At 64.5% G+C, this 17,354-nt stretch carries 15 protein-coding genes; 5 read left to right on the top strand and 10 right to left on the bottom strand.

From position 1 onward, the window contains the following. Window positions 1-41: 41 nt before the first annotated feature. From GFY24_RS39280 to GFY24_RS39270, 3 genes are read right to left on the bottom strand one after another with little or no spacing between them, the layout of a single operon-like run. Window positions 42-1,199 carry an acyl-CoA dehydrogenase family protein gene (locus GFY24_RS39280; RefSeq protein WP_153810206.1) on the bottom strand — a complete coding sequence of 386 codons (1,158 nt, stop codon included), beginning with the start codon at window positions 1,197-1,199 and terminating at the stop codon, window positions 42-44. A gap of 21 nt (window positions 1,200-1,220) precedes the next feature. Next, window positions 1,221-1,973, bottom strand: a complete 753-nt coding sequence (fabG, locus tag GFY24_RS39275) for a 3-oxoacyl-ACP reductase FabG (protein ID WP_153810205.1) — start codon at window positions 1,971-1,973, stop codon at window positions 1,221-1,223. Between the two features lie 37 nt (window positions 1,974-2,010). Further along, complete coding sequence (locus GFY24_RS39270; protein WP_153810204.1) at window positions 2,011-3,162, bottom strand: acyl-CoA dehydrogenase family protein; 1,152 nt, start codon at window positions 3,160-3,162, stop codon at window positions 2,011-2,013. Between the two features lie 96 nt (window positions 3,163-3,258). On the opposite strand from GFY24_RS39270, the gene GFY24_RS39265 reads away from it, so the two are divergent. Both GFY24_RS39265 and GFY24_RS39260 read left to right on the top strand, forming a co-directional pair. Continuing rightward, window positions 3,259-3,891, top strand: coding sequence for a TetR/AcrR family transcriptional regulator (locus GFY24_RS39265; protein ID WP_153810203.1), 633 nt, complete (start codon window positions 3,259-3,261; stop codon window positions 3,889-3,891). Between the two features lie 47 nt (window positions 3,892-3,938). Continuing rightward, the gene (locus GFY24_RS39260; protein WP_309231884.1) at window positions 3,939-4,976 is read left to right on the top strand and encodes a peptidoglycan recognition family protein; all 1,038 of its coding nucleotides are present in this window, start codon (window positions 3,939-3,941) and stop codon (window positions 4,974-4,976) included. 628 nt (window positions 4,977-5,604) lie between these two features. Here the strand turns inward: GFY24_RS39260 and GFY24_RS39255 are convergent. The 7 genes from GFY24_RS39255 to cysD form a co-directional block, all read right to left on the bottom strand. Then, the gene (locus GFY24_RS39255; protein ID WP_153810202.1) at window positions 5,605-7,092 is read right to left on the bottom strand and encodes an HNH endonuclease signature motif containing protein; all 1,488 of its coding nucleotides are present in this window, start codon (window positions 7,090-7,092) and stop codon (window positions 5,605-5,607) included. A 175-nt stretch (window positions 7,093-7,267) separates the two neighbouring features. After that, window positions 7,268-8,617, bottom strand: a complete 1,350-nt coding sequence (locus GFY24_RS39250) for a TIGR03118 family protein (RefSeq protein ID WP_375336163.1) — start codon at window positions 8,615-8,617, stop codon at window positions 7,268-7,270. A gap of 104 nt (window positions 8,618-8,721) precedes the next feature. Further along, complete coding sequence (locus tag GFY24_RS39245; RefSeq protein ID WP_153810200.1) at window positions 8,722-9,855, bottom strand: sulfotransferase; 1,134 nt, start codon at window positions 9,853-9,855, stop codon at window positions 8,722-8,724. 25 nt (window positions 9,856-9,880) lie between these two features. Continuing rightward, entirely contained in the window at window positions 9,881-10,675 is a 795-nt protein-coding gene (locus GFY24_RS39240) for an SDR family oxidoreductase (RefSeq protein ID WP_153810199.1), read from the bottom strand. Next, window positions 10,672-11,871: a hypothetical protein gene (locus tag GFY24_RS39235; protein WP_153810198.1), complete on the bottom strand. Its 1,200-nt coding sequence runs from the start codon at window positions 11,869-11,871 to the stop codon at window positions 10,672-10,674. The genes GFY24_RS39240 and GFY24_RS39235 overlap by 4 nt, the downstream gene beginning before the upstream one ends. 17 nt (window positions 11,872-11,888) lie before the next feature. After that, the gene (gene cysC, locus GFY24_RS39230) at window positions 11,889-13,775 is read right to left on the bottom strand and encodes an adenylyl-sulfate kinase (RefSeq protein ID WP_153810197.1); all 1,887 of its coding nucleotides are present in this window, start codon (window positions 13,773-13,775) and stop codon (window positions 11,889-11,891) included. Next, a complete protein-coding gene (gene cysD, locus GFY24_RS39225) occupies window positions 13,775-14,680 on the bottom strand; it encodes a sulfate adenylyltransferase subunit CysD (protein ID WP_153810196.1) in 906 nt (301 codons plus the stop codon). Before cysD ends, cysC begins: the two co-directional genes overlap by 1 nt. 300 nt (window positions 14,681-14,980) lie before the next feature. Between cysD and GFY24_RS39220 the strand changes: the two genes are divergently transcribed. From GFY24_RS39220 to GFY24_RS39210, 3 genes are all read left to right on the top strand, one after another. Further along, complete coding sequence (locus tag GFY24_RS39220) at window positions 14,981-15,892, top strand: helix-turn-helix domain-containing protein (protein WP_153810195.1); 912 nt, start codon at window positions 14,981-14,983, stop codon at window positions 15,890-15,892. Window positions 15,893-15,952: 60 nt separating this feature from the next. Continuing rightward, window positions 15,953-16,486, top strand: a complete 534-nt coding sequence (locus GFY24_RS39215; protein ID WP_153810194.1) for an NUDIX hydrolase — start codon at window positions 15,953-15,955, stop codon at window positions 16,484-16,486. Between the two features lie 225 nt (window positions 16,487-16,711). Beyond that, window positions 16,712-17,233, top strand: coding sequence for a L,D-transpeptidase (locus tag GFY24_RS39210; protein ID WP_153810193.1), 522 nt, complete (start codon window positions 16,712-16,714; stop codon window positions 17,231-17,233). Window positions 17,234-17,354 lie beyond the last annotated feature (121 nt).

Here is a 17,354-nt window from a genome sequence, read left to right as displayed (position 1 = left end):
GGGTCGGTGAAGCGCATGGATGGAAGTACCCCGGGCGGCAGTTACAGGCCCATGTCCTTGGCGATGATCATCTTCATGACTTCGCTGGTACCGCCGTAGATCCGGTTCACCCGGTTGTCGGCGTACAGGCGGGCGATCGGGTACTCGTTGATGAACCCGTAGCCACCGTGCAACTGCAGGCAGCGGTCGATCACGCGCGCGGCGACCTCGGTGCAGAACAGCTTGGCGGAGGCGGCATCGGCGGGGGTGAGTGTCCCGGCGTCCAATGCGTCGAGCCCGCGATCCACCACGGCCTCGGCGGCGTCGACCTCGGCCTGACAGGCGGCCAGCTCGAACTTGGTGTTCTGGAAGCTGGCGACCGGCTGCCCGAAGACATTGCGCTGCTTGGTGTATTCTTTGGCGAACCGGATGGCGGCTGTGGCCTGCGCGTACGCGCCGACGGCAATGGAGAGCCGCTCCTGCGGCAGGTTCAGGCCCAGGTACGAGAAGCCCTTGTTCTCCTCGCCGAGCAGATCCTCGACCGGCACCTTCACATCGGTGAAGTTGAGTTCGGCGGTGTCGGAGGTCTTGAGCCCGAGCTTGTCCAGCTTGCGGCCGACCACATACCCCGGCGACTTGGTGTCCACCATGAACAGCGAAATGCCGTGGCGGCGATCATTACCCAGGGGCGCGTCGGTGCGGGCGCAGACGATCACCCGGTCGGCGTGCACGCCACCGGTGATGAAGGTCTTGGACCCGTTCAGCACATAGTGCGTGCCGTCCTCGGACAGCTTTGCGGTGGTGCGCATTCCGGCCAGATCTGAGCCGGTGCCGGGCTCGGTCATGGCAATGGCGAACATGATCTCGCCGCTCACGAAGCCGGGGAGCATGCGCTCCTTCTGCTCCTGGGTGGCGAGCATCTTCAGGTACGGCAGGCACAGGCCCACGTGCACACTGGAGCCGCCGAAGGAGACCGCCGCGCGCGAGCACTCCTCGATGAGAATGGTTTGGAACTTGAAGGATTCGATACCCGCGCCACCGAACTCCTCGGGCACCTCGATACCGAAGACGCCGAGTTCCGCCAGTTTGTAGTAGAACTCGCGCGGCACGATGCCCGCCTCGTACCACTCGTCGTAGTGCGGTGTGACCTCGGATTCGATGAAGGCGCGCACCGTCTTACGGAAGGCGTCATGGTCGGCGTCGAAAACTGTTCTCTGCATGATTCTTTCTCTCGGGAGTTGTTAAAGCTTGCGTCCGCCGTCGACGTAAATCGTCTGACCGGTGACGAACGAGGAGTCCTCGGAGGCGAGGAACGACACCACATTGGCGATATCCGCGGGATTGCCGACGCGGCGCAGCGGAGTGACTTCGGCTGCGGCCTTACGGAATTCGGCCGGATCCATCCCCACGCGCGCGGCGGTGGCATCGGTCATATCGGTGACGATGAACCCGGGCGCGACGGCATTCACATTGATGCCGTACGGGCCGAGCTCGATGGCCAGCGTGCGGGTGAAGCCCTGGATACCCATCTTGGCGGCCGAGTAATTGGCCTGCCCCCGGCTGCCCAGCGCGGACACACTCGAGGTGTTCACGATCTTGCCGGACTTCTGCTTCACCATGTACCGCTGTGCGGCCCGGCTGCACAGGAACGCGCCGCGCAGGTGCACCGACATGACGGTGTCCCAGTCCTCCACGGACATCTTGAACAGCAGATTGTCGCGCAGCACGCCGGCATTGTTGACGAGCACGTCGACCGAACCCAGTTCCGCCACAACGCGTTCGAACGCGGCGTCCACGGAGGCTTCGTCGGCGACATTGCAGCCCACCGCGATGGCCTTGCCGCCCGCGGCGATGATGGCGTCGACGGCGGTCTTGCAGGCGGCCTCGTCCAGATCGGCGATCACCACGGTGAACCCGTCAGCCGCGAGCCGGGAAGCAGTGGCCGCGCCGATGCCGCGCGCCGCGCCGGTGACGAATGCAACCTTCGAAGTCATACGAAACTCCTTGTCAGCGAATATATTTGGTCAGGCGTCAGTTGAAGGCGTTCACGCCGGTGAGCGCGCGCCCGATGAGCAGCTTCTGAATCTGGCTGGTGCCCTCGTACAGCGTGAGCACCCGGGCATCGCGCAGGTATTTGGCGACCGGGAATTCGTCGATATACCCGTATCCGCCGAAGACCTGAATAGCGTTATTGGCGGCCTTGACCGCGGCCTCACTGGCGAACAGTTTGGCGACCGAGGCTTCGGTGCCGAACGGTTTACCGCGCTCCACCAGGTCGGCGACCCGCCAGGCGAGCAGCCGCGCCGCCTCGACCTCGACGGCGATATCGGCGAGCAGTTCCTGAACCAGCTGGTAGGAGGCGATGGGCTTGCCGAACTGCTCGCGCTCCCGAGCGTATTTCACCGCAGCTTCCAGGCAGCCGCGAGCAACGCCGACACATCCGGCGGCCACACCCATGCGGCCTTTGTCGAGTGCGCCCATGGCGATTTTGAAGCCCTGGCCCTCGTCACCGAGTCGCGCGGAGTCGGGTACACGCACCTGATCGAGAACCAGTTCGGCGGTGGCCTGCCCGCGCAGTCCGAGCTTGCCTTTGATCTCGGTGCGGGTGAATCCGAGTGCGTCGGTGGGCACCAGGAAGGCGGTCACACCCTTTGGCCCCGGTCCCCCGCTGCGCGCGAAGACGATGGCCACATCGGCCCAGGTTCCATTGGTAATGAACATCTTCGTGCCGGAGATGAGCCAATCATCGCCGTCCCGAACGGCTTTGGCGGTGAGGTTGCCCGCATCGGATCCGGTCTCGGGTTCGGTGAGTGCGAAGCAACCCAGGGCCTGCCCGGAACACAAGCGCGGCAACCATTCTCGCTTCTGCTCCTCGGTGCCGTACGTCTTGATCGACTTGCCGACGAGTCCGAGGGAGACCGAGACGATGCCGCGCACCGAACTGTCCCCGCGCCCGAGCTCCTCCAGGAGCAGGCAGTAGTCCAGGGCGGTGCCGCCGGACCCGCCGTACTCCTCGGGAATCTCGATGCCGAGGAAGCCCATCGCGCCGAGCTTGCCGACGATGGCGGTGTCCACCGATTCGGCGCGATCCCAGGCGGCCGCGAACGGTACGACCTCTTTGTCCACCCAGGCGCGGGCGACCTCGCGCAGTTCGCGCTGTGCCTCGCCGAGCTCGAAGTCCATTTTGAATGGCTCCTAACCAAACGTTGTTAGGTTTATGCCTGCGAAGTTATCCTAACGCTGTTCGGTTTTTCAAGTAGCGGGTGATAACTTCTAGCCATGGCCCGACCGAAAGTGCCGCTCCTGAGCCGCGAACGCATTCGCGACGCCGCACTGACCCTGGTCGACCGTGACGGGCTGGCCGAGCTGTCCATGCGCAAGCTCGCCGCCGAACTGGGTGTGCAGGCCGCCTCGCTCTACGGCCACTACCCCACCAAAGACGATCTTCTCGATGACATCGCCGCGAGCATCATGAGCCGCGTCGACACCTCCGCCTTCGACGCGGGCGATTGGCAGCACGGGCTGATGTCCTGGGCACGGTCCTATCGCGATGAACTGGTCGCCCACCCCAATTTCGTGCCCTACCTGGCGACCGGTCCGGGCAAACGGGATGAAAATCTGCACCACGCCGACGCGGTGCACGGCGGTCTGGTCGGTGCGGGCTGGCCGCCGCGCGAGGCCACCATGATCGGCGCGGCCACCCGCTATCTGGTCATGGGCGCGACCATCGGCTCCTTCTCCCGAGGATTCGTCGATGACGTGCAGGTATACCGGGACCGCTACCCACACCTGGAACAGGCGCATCTGCTGCGCGCCCGCGCCGACGAAATCGATTCCGAGAGTTTCGAATTGGCCCTGAACGCCTTCGTCGACGGACTCACGGCCCGATTTCCGGAGCGGGTCACCGAGTAGCCGTTGCTCTTTCGTACGATTCATCGGACGAGAGAGCGAGGGTGGAAGTGACACAGAACAATCGAATCGATCGCCGCACACTACTGACCGGGGCCGCTGCTGTCGCTGCGGCCGGAATGCTCGGGGCGCGTGGCAGCGCGCAGGCCGGGCCCGTCGAGGGAACCGATTGCAAGGGCGGGCTTTTCACCGCATTGCGAGATGTGGAACCGGCCGCGAAACCCGCCTCGGTGCGATTCCGGGTCGCGGGCGCATGGACCGATCCGGTGCCGGTGCGCCGGACCGCGCACGGACGCGATGATCGCCCGGGCAAGCTCTCGGAGATCGTGCCGATTCCGGCGGGGGCAGACAAGGTCGATGTGATCGCCGAAAACATCACGCTCCCCACCATTTTCGCGCCGGTGACCGCCCAGCCGTTCAAGACCCCGGTAACCACCTCCTACGCATGGGGTTTTCCAGCGGTCACCCGATCGGGCTGGGGCGCGGACGAATCCCTGCAAACCTGGGGTGAACCGGAATACTCACCGGCACAGGTGATTACGGTCCATCACACCCAAATCCCCACCGGCCAGGAATACGACGACTACCGCGACGCGGTACGCGGCGTCTACCGCTTCCACGCCCTTCCGGACCCGGACGGCCAAGGCTGGGGCGACGTCGGTTATCACCTCATGATCGACCCGAACGGCGTCATTTACTCCGCCCGCCATCCCGGCACGGACGACGCCCCTATCTTCAAACCGGGCGCGGACCTGAAGCCCGGAGCCGAGGTGGTGACGGCAGGCCATGTGCGCGGGGCGAATTCGGGAAATATCGGCATCTGCCTGATCGGCGACTTCAGCCATACGCTGCCCAGCAAGGCGGCCCTGCACAGCCTCGACATAGTTTTGACTCGGCTCTGCTCTGGGTTGGGCATTCACCCCTTCGCCCAGATCAACTACGTGAATCCAGTGAATGGGATCACCGCCACCAAGCCCGGCGTTTCGGGTCATGGTGACTGGCAAGACATTTGCGGCGAAACCTCGTGCCCGGGGGATTTTCTGCATACCATCCTGCCGCTTCTCACCGCCCTATCCCAGCTCGGCTGAGATTGCCCTGTTGGTGGTACTGGAGTTCTGTGGCCGACCCATGTCGCTTCGGTTCGCGGATGGTGTTGATCTTCCCAACCGGGCTGCAAAGCAGAACTGGCAGTGTGGTTACTTCGTCTGCCGTACCCGGCTTTCGCTCGCCCTTTGGGTGCCGCACTCTCACGACCCAGCCTGGCTGGGTGGCCGTGGGAACCTTCAGAACCATGACAACAAAAAACAAGACAAAAGACGCCAGGACGAGAAGAACCACCGACTCGAATTAGACAATCCGGACAAGGTGAAGGGTCTCGGGGGCACGGCGAACACCCTTATCGACTCATCACACCCCCTCTCGTACCCGCACACCCCATACCAAGGGGTGTGCTAATTAGACCCGGGGTGTGATGGCTTCGAGGGCGGGCGGTTTGGGGGTTTTGGTCTTTGGGGTTTGTGTTCTCTGCTCGAGATCCGGACCACGGCCTGCCAGCCAGGCTGGTAGGTGAGAGTGCGGCTCCCAAAGGGGGAGCGAAAGTCGGGTACGGCAGGCGAGGTTCCCACTCCGAAGAATCTTGGCCCTCTTCCGAACCCCGCTGGAACGTGATGTCCCGCAGGGTCTTCGGCTACGAAGGCCCCGGGACCATTACCGGTACTAGTAGTTGGAACGCGTCGGCACTCGGGGGCGCAATCGCGCCCGGTACCGTTGCGCGGCAATCTCATTGCGCGCATGAATCCGAGCCAACCCGATCGCGAGTTGCTCGCCGAGGTGGTGCCGCTGATTCACCTTCGGCGTCCCGGAACGATCGATCGAGGACGGGGCGATCCATCCGGTGCGGCCCGGGAACTTGTGGTCCGAAGGCAGTTTCACCGTCTTCCACCCACCCGGACCGTCATGAATCCGAGCGTGGCAGGAATCGCAGGCCAAGGTCAGATTCTCGATATCGGTCGGACCATTCTTCGAGTGCTCGGTCACATGGTGCGCCGCAGCCAAGGAGGCGGGCGCGCTGCAACCGGGCCGGGTGCAGCCCTTCTCGGCGGCGATCAATGCCAAGCGCTGTGCGGGACTGGCCAATCGGCGGCCTCGACCCAGATGCAAAGGCCTTCCGCCGCCGTCCAGGACTACCAGCCACGGGCGTGAACCTTGCGCGAGCTTCAATGCGGCCGGGATCGAGACGGTACCGCCGGTGGCGGTGGTGGCCACTCCCGCGGCTCGCTCCACCTCGTCGAGTGTCATGGTGATCATCAGCGCCACCGGCAGACCACGGTGCGCGCCCAGCTTTGTGTTGTCGATGTCGAAGCGCAGGAAACCCAGCAGCGCATCATGATTGCGTTGCGCGGTGGTGCGGGTATCGCGCTGCGCGGCGGCGGCGAGAACATCGACATCGTCGGCAGCCGGTGCGGTGCACGGGCTTTCAGGATCCTCGGGGTTGCACATGCCGGGGCGCGCGTACTTGGCCAGTAACGCATCCAGGACCGCTCGCAGCTCCGGAGTGATCTCCCCGCACAACTCCGACATCCCATCCACCCGCTGCTTCCCCACGGTGATCCCGCGCCGACGCTGCCGATCCTCCTCGGTGGTCAGCGTGCCGTCGGGGTCGATACGGCACATGATCTCCTCACCGAGGCCGGGCAGCACATCCGGAGAACCCTCGCACGCATACTCGGTGAGGATCCGCTCGGCGTTCTCCTTCTCCGCATCCGTGGTGATCTCCGGCAGGCGCTTGATAATCCACGCTATCCGCCGCGCATGATCCGCCGAAATCGCGCCCTCACATTGCGCGGCAGCCACATACGGCAGTGCCGGACCCAAATCCTCACCCTGCTTTGAGATTTGCGGGCTCAGCTTCTCCGCTGCCCGCACCCGTGCAAGGGCTTCGGCATGACTCAACCGCAGCGTCCGCTCCAAATAGATATGGGTCCGCTTGAATCCCGCCCGATCCGCGAGCGAGCGCCGCTCGGTATCGGCGACGAACCGATGCTTGACCGTCTCCAATTGCCGCATCGCCCCCTCGACCTCGGCCATCACCGAGGCGAATTCATCATCGTTGAGCGGATACAGCGATTCCTCGGCCAGGGTTTGCACCGCCGCGACCAACGCGTGCGCGCCGTCCACGATGCTGGTCTTTCCCCCGGGATTCATACCTCTATTCTACCGCCGAAAAACATACCCGGAAAGGCGAAAACCATTGTGATACAAGGATATTCAGAATTCTTGGTCTTTCATCTTTCGCTCTTCTTGTCCAGGCATCTTTTGTCTTGAAAAGCGAAATGTCCCGAGCCGCAGAGCGACTCGGGACATTCACATCAGATATTGATTACTGCAGGCGCAGGCTGCCGAAGAGTCCGTCTTTCTCGTCTTCGGGTCCGGCGGTGAAGTACAGGGCGTCAGAGTCGCCGAGGCTTTCACCATTGCCGAACATCAGCGCCCACAGGCCGGGGATCTCGATCGGCTTGCCGGTGGTGTTGCGGAGGTAGTCGACAGGCTTGCCGGTGGCGTCGTCGATGGCGACGATGTGGCCCAGGCCGCCGAAGTTGCCGACCAGGATCTTGCCGCTCAGCGGGCCGAAGCCTTCGGGGGCGATGGTGACGCCCCAGGGGGCGTTGAAGCGGTCGTCGCCGTCGATGGTGCGGACCAGCTTGCCGGTGGCGTCGAATTCGGCGACCTTACCCTTGCCGGGCTTGCCACCCGATGCCTTGTCGGCGGCCTTGTCGAGCGAATCCTCTTCGCCCACATCAATCTTCGTGGCGTCCTGCTCGTCCGGCTTGGTGGTGGCGTACGAGATGAAGACGCGCTTGCCGATGGTGGTCACGTTCCAGGGGGCCGGATCGCCGGGCTTGACGGCCTTACCCTTGGCGGGGTCGGTGGCGTCGATGGTGTCGCCGGTGGCGAAGGGGTTGGCGAAGCCGCCGGTGGGGATCGGCTGCCAGTTCTTGTCGAAGGCGCGGATCTGCGGGTTCGCACCGAAGTCGGCGGCGAGGAGCTTGTCGCCGGACGGGGTCAGGGCGAGGCCGAAGAACTGCATGCCCTTCTCCGAGCCGTCGAACACGACGTTGGCGGGGCCGTCGTGGCGCACGATCTGGCCGCCGGTGCCCTGTTCGGTCCAGGCGGAGATCTTGCCGGAGTCGGTGGCGAAGATGAATCGTGAAGAGCCGGTGAGCTTTTCGGTCTTGCCGTCGTAGGTGACCGGCTGGTCCTTCACCACGAACAGGTCCGAGGTGATGGGTGCGGGGTTGAAGATGACGCCGGTGGTCTTGCCGATGCTCTTGTCCGAGCTGTCGGAGTCCGCGCCGGGGACATTGACGAGCTTCAGCGGATCCTGAAAGAGCTTCTGGAACTTGGGATCCGCGGATTTGGTGACATCACCGACGAACTGGAAGGAGAAACCGCCGCCGCCGACCCAGAAGTGGCCGCCCGCACCCTTGGGCCGATCGGCCAGGCCCCAGGCATTGACCATGTCCGGGTAGGTGAACTGCGCCTTGTACGAGTCCTTGTCCGCGGCCAGGTTGGTCTGGGCGTAATGGTTACCGTCCAGGGCCTGCGGGTAGTTGTCGGCCACCGGCTCCGATTTGGAGCAGGCGGCGGCGACGAGCAGCGCCACGCCGAGGGCCGAGATGCGCAGAAGGTTCTTGCGCACCGGTGCGGCGCTGTACAAGCGTCCGTTCAATTTCCTTCGTCCTTCCAGTCCAGACCGCATATCCGCGGTTAGGCGATGCTAACCATAGCTGGTTAGGTGACGCTAACCATATCTGGAAGGACTCGGGTCCTTGATCAGGCTTCGAATTCGGCCCTGACCTGCGCTTCGGTCAGCCCGTAATCGGCCAGGGAGTACCGGTGCACGGGTTTGCGGTCACCACTCTTGCTCTCCTCGTCGAGGGAACCCATGGCCGTGCGCGCCGGAGTTGTGAAATCGATTCCGAAAGCGCCGTAGATCTTTTCGACGGTGCCCATCGGGTCGGCGCGCAATTCGTCGAATTGGATATCGAGGAACTGCTCGGGGTTGTACCGAGCGCGGGCCGCATTGAACTCGCGCAGTCCCCGCGACCACAGCTCCAACTGCGACTTGCCGATGGTCTCGCCCACGAAGGTGGTGGACCAGCCACGCGCGGCCTGATCCGAGAGGCTGCACGACGAGCCGACAATGGTCACCGGATCGCGATGCGTCTGGATGATGAGCGCGTCCGGGTACACCGCCATGAGCGCGTCGAGGGCGAACAGGTGGCTCGGATTCTTGAGCACCCAGCGCCGTTCGTCACCAACTCCGATGAGCTGCAGGTTCTTTCGATGCCGGGTGTAGGCGTCGGTCCAATCCTGTTTGCGCAGCCACTGCGAGTAGGTGGGCAGGTACGCCAGGGATTCGTACGAGATCGACTTGGCCGTCTGCCGCAGCAGCTGCCAGCACTCCTCCACATCGGCGGCGCTCATATAGTGCACGCCCATGAATTCCGGATTCTCGATGCGATGCTGTGCGAATCCGGCGTCGATGCGCTGGTAGACAGGATTCTCGGCCCAGGTGTCGCGCGGCGGGCGCGGCTGCGGGAAGTCGGCCAGCCACATCTCCAGGGCCTGATGCCCCGGGTCGGCGGCGAGTAGCCGATGCAGGGCGGTGGTGCCGGTGCGCGGCAGGCCGGTCACGAAAATCGGCCTGGTGACGGGGGTTTCGGCGTATGCCGGGTTGGCTTTCCAGGAGGCTTCGCTCAGTGCGCGGGCGACGAGGGCCCCGCGCAGGAAGAATCGGCTCATCTTGGAGCCGAGCTCGGTGAGTCCGGCGTCGCGCTGGTACGACTCGAGCAGGGTGCTCAAACCCTCCAGGTAGTCGTCCGAGCCGAAGTCTTCGAGGCCGCAGACCCGGGTGGCCGAGGCGTGCAGATCCTCGACGGTGCCGACGGAGGTGCGTGCGGTCATGGGTTGAACTCCTTATGCATGCTGATCAGACGTGGTATTCGCCGCAGTTGACGTCGATGGTCTGCCCGGTGATGGCATTGGCGAACGGCGAGGCCAGGAAGACGACGGTCTGGGCGATCTCATCGGGCAGCGGCAGTCGCTTGAGGTCGGACTTGGAGGCGGTCTGCTGATAGACCTGCTCCTCGGTGATGCCGTACTTCTTGGCGATCTCACCGAAGTACCACTTCAGCTGATCGGTCCAAATGTAGCCGGGGGCAACGGTATTGACCCGGATACCCTTCTCGCCGAGCTCGGTGGCCAGCGTCTGCGACATGGCCAGCAGTGCGGATTTGGCGACCTTGTAGCTGCCGTAGCGGGGTTCGGAGTGCCGCAGCACCGCCGAATTGATCATCACCACATTGCCTTTGGTCTCGGCGAGGGCGTCGGTGAAGGTCTGGGTCATGCGCAGGCCGCCGAGCACGGTGAGTTCGATACTGTCGCGGATCTGCTGATAGTCGGTGCGCGCCAAGGGTTTCATGGACGGTACCGAGAAGGCGTTGTTCACCAGCACATCGACCTTGCCGAAGGTCTCGACGGTGCGGGCGAGGAGGTTCTGCACCTGCTCGTCATCGGTGATATCGGTAGGCACGCTGAGGGTTTCGCCGCCCTCGGCCTCGATCTCGGCGGCGACTTCCTTCAACCGGGATTCGGTGCGGGCGGCGAGGACGACCTTCGCGCCCGCCGCGGCGGCTTCGAGGCAGATGGAGCGGCCGAGGCCGGGACCCACCCCGCTCATCACCACGACCTTGCCGTCGAGCAGTCCTGTCCTGAGCCGGGTCATCCGAGCATCCTCTCCGCGAAAGCGCGCTGGCGGTTGGCGATTCGTTCGCGCCAGTCCGCCTCGTCGATCTGATTGTGTGCAAGGTGCGGCAGCTGTTCGGCTACCTTGTCGAAGGGCACCAGTTCGATGGTGGGGCCGTCGGCCGCGGTCATGGGCCGGGCGACGCGCTGCCAGCGGAACTGGAGAATTCCCAGGCGGCGGCCGGTGGTCTCGATCCAGTTGGTAATGCCCGGATTTCGCGCGGAGACGACCATGCGGATCATGCCGTCCGGATCCACCTGTGCCTGAGCGTGATTCAGGCTGGTCTGGTGATTGCTGTAGTCGAGGGAGACATACCAGCGACTGCCGAGCTGGAAACCCTGGTACGGCGCATCGGATTTCGGCACGGTGATAATGAGCGCCTGATCGTCGGCGAGGTCGAAGTGACCGACCGAGGAGTACTGCGTGCTCAAACCGCCCGGGGTGAGCCGGGGTTCGGTGAGGGTGTTCACCGGCAGGTTCAGATAGAACCATTTGGGGAAGTTGAACCAGGTGTTCACCCGGGTCAGCAGCATGCGACCGGCGGCACGGTAGCGCTTACGCAGCGCGGCCACATCGGGTTCGGCGGGCGCGGTGCCGATCGTATCGACGCGCTCGATGCGAATACTGCCCTTGCGCTCATTGTTCCAGTCGCCGTACACCTCTCGCACCGCGAGCATGGACGCGCCCTCGCCGAGGACGAAGTAGTTCGGGCCCGGGTTCTCCTTGGGCGGGCCGAAACGCAGCTGGTAGCTGCCGTCTTCGGCGATCTCCAGGCGGCGATCGTCGAAGGCGTCGTCACCATTGGGGACATCGGTGGCGGTGTAATCGCCCTTGAGCACTTGGAAACTCAGGTCGACGGTGCTGCCGCGCACGCCGGTGAGCAGGTATTCGCCGGTCGACTCCACATTCGCGTGGTAGTACAGCGTGTCCGGGTTATCCAGGCCCATCTTGGTGTACGGGCCGGTGGAGGTCACGAAGTACGGGTGCGAGGTGCCGTGCGCGCGCGAGAGCTGCATGACGGCGGCGATACTGCCCTGCAGGTAGTCGTAGCCTTCGGCGAGGTCATGCGGGTCACGGATGAAATCCGCTGCGGCAATGAGCTTCTCGGCCTCGGCGACCGCGGCCAGGAGTGGCTCGGTCAGCGGAAGTTCGGCCTGTTCGATGGTTGGTTCCATCAGGCGTCTGCCTTCTTTCAAGAGCTAATGCCTAGTTCTAGGCGGATCAATTGGGCGATATCGGTCGGGGTGCCCTGTTCGGGCGTGATGGTGAGCTCGGCGTACTCCGGGCGCTCGTAAGGCGATGAGATACCGGTGAACTCGGGTAGCTCACCGGAGCGGGCGCGCTTGTACAGACCCTTGGGGTCACGCAGTTCACACTCTTCCAGGGGCGTGTCCACGAATACCTCATGGAACTGCAATCGCTTGTCGTCGTGCAGTTTTCGCGCGTCGCGACGCTGTTCCCGGAACGGGCTGATGAGCGAGACGATGGCGATGGTGCCCGCATCGGCGAAGAGTGAGGCGACTTCGGCTACGCGGCGGATGTTCTCGCGCCGATCCTCATCGGTGAAGCCGAGGTTGTTGTTCAGCCCGTGCCGCAGATTGTCGCCGTCCAGGAGATACGCGGGGCGTCCGGCCGCGATCAGCTGGCGCTCCAATTCGGCTGCGATGGAGGACTTTCCGGACCCGGAGAGCCCGGTCAGCCAGATGGTCATACCTTCGCTCAACCGCTGGGTGCGCTCGACCGCCGAGTTGTGCCACACCACATTCGCACGCGGGCGGCGGCCGGTGGCACGGTGCCCACGATCGCTCGTCGCCTCGGCGATGCCGGGTGTGCGAGCGGTGATCATGCCCGCTGCCACAGTCTGATTCGTGGTGTCGTCCACCAGAATGAAGCTGCCGGTCGCGCGATTGTCCCGGTACGGGTCGAACATGATCGGCTGCCGAGTATGCAGGGTGACGCGCCCGATGTCATTGAGCGCCAGTTCATCCGCCTCGGTCTGCCGATGCAGCGTGTTCACATCCAGGCGGTAATCCAGCTCGGCGACCGTCACCTTGGAGTTCTGGGTGGCGGTGCGAATGCTGAAGTCGCTCCCGGCGCGCAGCGCGCTGGTATCGGAGAACCAGCAGACCATGGCGTCCAGATCGCGATCCTGATGCGGCTGGTTGCCGGGCCGCGCGAGCATATCCCCACGGCCGATATCGATTTCGTCATCGAGGGTCAGTGAAACCGCCATGCCCGCGAAGGCTTCATCGATCTTGCTGCCGCCCGGACCCCAGATCTCCGTCACGTGACTCGTACGCCCAGAGGGCAGCGCCACCACTTCATCACCGGGCTTGAAAATGCCGCCCGCGATGGTGCCCGCATAACTGCGCTGGCTCTCACCGTGCGGCCGAATCACGTACTGCACAGGCAATCTGGCGTCGATGAGATTTCGGTCCGAGGCGATATGTACCTCCTCGAGATGGCGCAGCAGCGGCGGGCCCGCGTACCACGGTGTGTGCGTGGACATTTCGACCACATTGTCACCGTGCAGCGCCGAGAGCGGCAGGAAACTCAGATCGCCGACATCGAGCTTGGTGGCGAAATCCGCGAACTCCTCACGGATTTCCTCGAAGCGCTGCTCGGACCAGTCGACCAGATCCATCTTGTTCACGCACAGCACCAGGTGACCCACACCCAGTAGCGAGGAGAGGAAGGCGTGGCGGCGGGTCTGCTCGGAGACGCCCTTGCGGGCATCGACCAGGATCAGCGCCAGGTCCGCGGTGGACGCTCCGGTCACCATATTGCGGGTGTACTGCACATGCCCCGGGGTGTCCGCGATAATGAATTTCCTTCGCGGAGTGGTGAAGTAGCGGTACGCGACATCGATGGTGATGCCCTGTTCCCGCTCGGCGCGCAGACCGTCGGTGACCAGGGACAGGTCCGGGCCGCCATTGCCGCGGGCCAGGCTGGCGCGTTCGATGGCATCGAGTTGATCACTGAACAGCGATTTGGAGTCGAAGAGCAGGCGGCCGATGAGGGTTGATTTGCCGTCGTCGACACTGCCGGCCGTGGCGAGCCGTAAAAGGTTGCGGCGCATCAGAAGTAGCCCTCTCGCTTGCGATCTTCCATGCCGGATTCGGAGATGCGGTCGTCGGCGCGCGTCGCGCCGCGTTCGGTGAGGCGGGTGACGGCGGTTTCGGCGATCACCTCGGCCGGGGTGGCGGCGGTGGATTCGACACAACCGGTGCAGTCGGCGTCACCGAGGGTGCGGAAACGCACGCTCGCCTCGAAGAGCCGCTCGTCCGGCCGGCGGGGCACGAACTTGTTGTCCGCCAACAGCATTCCGTCACGCTCGAGGACCTGGCGGCGGTGCGCGTAGTACAGCGGCGGCAGGGCGACCTCGGCGCGCTCGATGTACTCCCAGATATCGAGTTCGGTCCAATTCGACAGCGGGAACACGCGAATGTGCTCACCCTTGCTGTGCCGGCCGTTGTACAGGCTCCACACCTCGGGGCGCTGTGCCCGCGGATCCCATGCCCCGTACTCATCGCGGAAGCTGAAGACGCGTTCCTTGGCGCGCGCCTTCTCCTCATCGCGGCGGGCTCCGCCGAAGACGGCGTCGAAACGGTTCTCCCGAATACCGCGCAGCAGGGTCGCGGTCTGCAGCCGGTTGCGGGACTCCCCTGCCTTCTCGGTGACACGCCCCGCGTCGATATCGTCCTGCACCCGCCCGACCAGCAACTGTGCCCCGAGCCGTTCGACGGTCCGATCGCGGAAGTCGATCACCTCGTCGAAATTGCGCCCGGTATCGATGTGCAGCAGTGGGAAAGGCAGCGGCGCGGGCCAGAATGCCCGCCGCGCCAACTCCAGCATGACCGCCGAATCCTTACCCCCGGAGAACAACAGCACCGGCCGCTCGAAGGTGGCCGCCACCTCCCGAATGATGTGCACCGACTCCGCCTCCAAGGCGTCCAGGTGCGACAACTCGTAACCCGCGCGCATTCGCTTCTCACTCGCCGCGCCGAACCTTCACAACTTGCGTTGTCGAATATTCGACGCTATTGTTCGATTATGTGACACCGACGATAGGTCGGCATCCTCGCGCGGTCAAGACCCGCGCCCAATCCGGCCGCGCCGAACCTGCCGCGGCCAGTCCGGCCCTTGCGACACGGCAAGCCCCGTGCAGCAGATACCGAAGCTGCTCGGGCATTTCGTCATCCCGCCAACACCGGCCCGGCGCTATAGATTCGCGTAAGCCCCGACGCCTCAGATATCCCCCACCCCGACGACCCCGAGGACGTTTTGACTGAAATCGCCTCCACCGCAGCACTATCCAACGCGGATGCGCGCGTCGCCGGTGAGCCGAATGCGGCCTCTCCCCCGACGCGGCGCGTGGTGCAGACGATCGAATTGCTGTCCCGGCATCCGGCCGAGCATCTGTCACTCGCACAGATTGTGCGGGCCACCGGGATGTCGCGGGCTACGTCACATGCGGTGCTGACGCAGCTCACCGGGGACGGCTGGACCATTCGGGACGCGAACGGGAACTACTGCCTGGGCCTGGGGTTGATGACGGTGGCACGGCGCGCCGAGGCGGCATTTCCGCTGCGCAGGCTGGCGGCCGAGGCGATTCGCCGGCTGGCCGACGCGCACGGCATGCCCGCGTTTCTAGCTGAGCGCGAGGGCGATTCGATCGTTATCACCGAGGTGATCGGGTCACCGTCCGTTCCGTGGATGCGGGCCGGGCGGCATATTCCGTTCGCACCGCCGGTGTGTCGCGAATTCATCGCCTGGGCGCCGGCAGCGGCGCGTGCCGAGTGGCTGGCGGCGGCCGATCCGGCGCATCGGCCACGCTTGGAGACGGTGCTCGATGTCATTCGCACTCGCGGCTATTCGGTGGAGCGTCTCGCGGACGACTCCGCGCCCATGCTGGAAGCCCTTGCCGCGCTGCGGCATTCACCGGTCACCGATCCGCTGCGGCATCGACTGAGCGCCATGATCACCGAGCTCATCACCATCGACTATCTCCCCGACGAGCTGGGCGAACACAATGCCGTGGTCTCGGTGGCCGCGCCCATTTTCGGCGCGGATGGTGAGGTGGTGGCCTCGATCGTGGTCTGCCCCGACACCCAACTCCCGGCGGCGCGACTGGTCGAACTCGCCGAGGCCACCGTCGCCGCGGCGTCCGCGGTGGGCGCGGCGGTGCATCGCTGATCGCACCGGATCTACACCGCAGCGCCGATGGATCGGCCCCGGATGCGTCAAGATCGAGGGATGGATACGATCGCATCGCGGGAGATCTACTCGAATCGCTGGATCACGCTCCGCGAGGACGTCATTCGCCACGACGACGGCCAGAGCGGCATCTACGCGCATATCGACAAGTCCGATTTCGCGATTATCGTGCCGTTCGACGGCGCGCGCTTCCACCTGGTGGAGCAGTTCAGATATCCACTGCGGCAACGCTGTTGGGAGTTCCCGGGCGGTTCCGTACCGGGCGCGAAGGAGTTCGATCCGATCGCGGTCGCACGCCAGGAACTCCGCGAGGAGACGGGCCTGCGCGCCGCCGAGCTCACCTATCTCGGCAAGGTCGCCGCCGCGCCCGCGACCAGCAATCACTACGGCCATATCGTCCTCGCCACCGAACTCACCGAGGGTGAGCCCGAGCGGGAGTCGACCGAGCAGGATATGCGCGCCGCCTGGTTCACCCGAGCCGAGCTGGAATCGATGATCGCCGAGGGTGTGATCGTCGATTCGCACAGCGTCGCCGCCTACATGCTGCTGCTCCTGCACGAACGCAAAGCCTGAACGAAGGGCGCGAGTCGGCGCAAATGGCCCACCTGCCGGGGTATCAGGCCGGACAGTAGTGGGTGCCCGCGATACACGCCGATTCTCCCGCATGGCGATTCCGCACGAATCCTCGCTTTGCGCTTATAAGATGCACTGATAGTTCCTGTGCATGACCGAGTGGCGGTGTCTATACCGCTGGCCGTCGCGCAGCATTGCGCCCTGGATGAGCGAGGTTGGAACGTCATGAGCGGCAATCAATTCCGTAGAAGCACGGCCAGTACCGCGGTACTCACCGGTATCGCCTCGGCGGCCCTCGCCATGGCGGGTACCGCCCAGGCCGAACCGCTATGGCCCGGCGGCCCCGATATTCCCGGCGTCCCGTCGATTATTCAGCCCCCGGCCCCCGCGCCGGTGGTCGCTCCCTGCACCGCCGAGGGCGCGCGGGTCTGCATGAGCCTGTCCGAGAACGAAGCCTGGCTCATGGAGAACGGCAAGGTCGTCTACGGCCCCACCCCGATCTCCCACGGCCGCCCCGGTTTCTTGACACCCCCCGGCGTCTTCCACGTGGCCTCCAAGAAGGAGTACCACTGGTCGACCATGCACAATGCCGAAATGAAGTGGGCGGTCTTCTTCAACGGCGATATCGCCACCCACATCGGCCCGATCGAAGAACAGTCCCACGGCTGCATCCGCATGACCCCCGAAGGCGCGGAAACCCTCTACCGCTGGGTCTCCCCCGGCGACGTTATCGAGGTAGTGCGCTAGTGGGTCGATTCCAAAGTTGTTGGGCGGTATGGGTTTCTGGTTGAATGTGGGCCGTGCGAGCTGCCCCTCTGGTGTTGCGTGATGGCGATCGGGAGATCTTGGCGGGCTGGATCCGGTCGAG

This window comes from Nocardia sp. SYP-A9097, assembly GCF_009649815.1.
In the GTDB taxonomy this organism is placed as follows: Bacteria; Actinomycetota; Actinomycetes; order Mycobacteriales; family Mycobacteriaceae; genus Nocardia.
Note: the sequence above shows the minus strand (reverse complement) of the source record. Positions and strands in the feature narration are given on the sequence as shown.

Excerpts from the sequence above, each read along its gene's own strand:
- GFY24_RS39255 (WP_153810202.1), bottom strand. The coding sequence starts at position 7,092 with ATGAATCCCGGGGGAAAGACCAGCATCGTGGACGGCGCGCACGCGTTG.
- GFY24_RS39280 (WP_153810206.1), bottom strand. The coding sequence starts at position 1,199 with ATGCAGAGAACAGTTTTCGACGCCGACCATGACGCCTTCCGTAAGACG.
- GFY24_RS39215 (WP_153810194.1), top strand. The coding sequence starts at position 15,953 with ATGGATACGATCGCATCGCGGGAGATCTACTCGAATCGCTGGATCACG.
- GFY24_RS39235 (WP_153810198.1), bottom strand. The coding sequence starts at position 11,871 with ATGGAACCAACCATCGAACAGGCCGAACTTCCGCTGACCGAGCCACTC.
- cysC (WP_153810197.1), bottom strand. The coding sequence starts at position 13,775 with ATGCGCCGCAACCTTTTACGGCTCGCCACGGCCGGCAGTGTCGACGAC.
- GFY24_RS39265 (WP_153810203.1), top strand. The coding sequence starts at position 3,259 with ATGGCCCGACCGAAAGTGCCGCTCCTGAGCCGCGAACGCATTCGCGAC.
- GFY24_RS39240 (WP_153810199.1), bottom strand. The coding sequence starts at position 10,675 with ATGACCCGGCTCAGGACAGGACTGCTCGACGGCAAGGTCGTGGTGATG.
- fabG (WP_153810205.1), bottom strand. The coding sequence starts at position 1,973 with ATGACTTCGAAGGTTGCATTCGTCACCGGCGCGGCGCGCGGCATCGGC.
- GFY24_RS39270 (WP_153810204.1), bottom strand. The coding sequence starts at position 3,162 with ATGGACTTCGAGCTCGGCGAGGCACAGCGCGAACTGCGCGAGGTCGCC.
- GFY24_RS39245 (WP_153810200.1), bottom strand. The coding sequence starts at position 9,855 with ATGACCGCACGCACCTCCGTCGGCACCGTCGAGGATCTGCACGCCTCG.
- cysD (WP_153810196.1), bottom strand. The coding sequence starts at position 14,680 with ATGCGCGCGGGTTACGAGTTGTCGCACCTGGACGCCTTGGAGGCGGAG.
- GFY24_RS39210 (WP_153810193.1), top strand. The coding sequence starts at position 16,712 with ATGAGCGGCAATCAATTCCGTAGAAGCACGGCCAGTACCGCGGTACTC.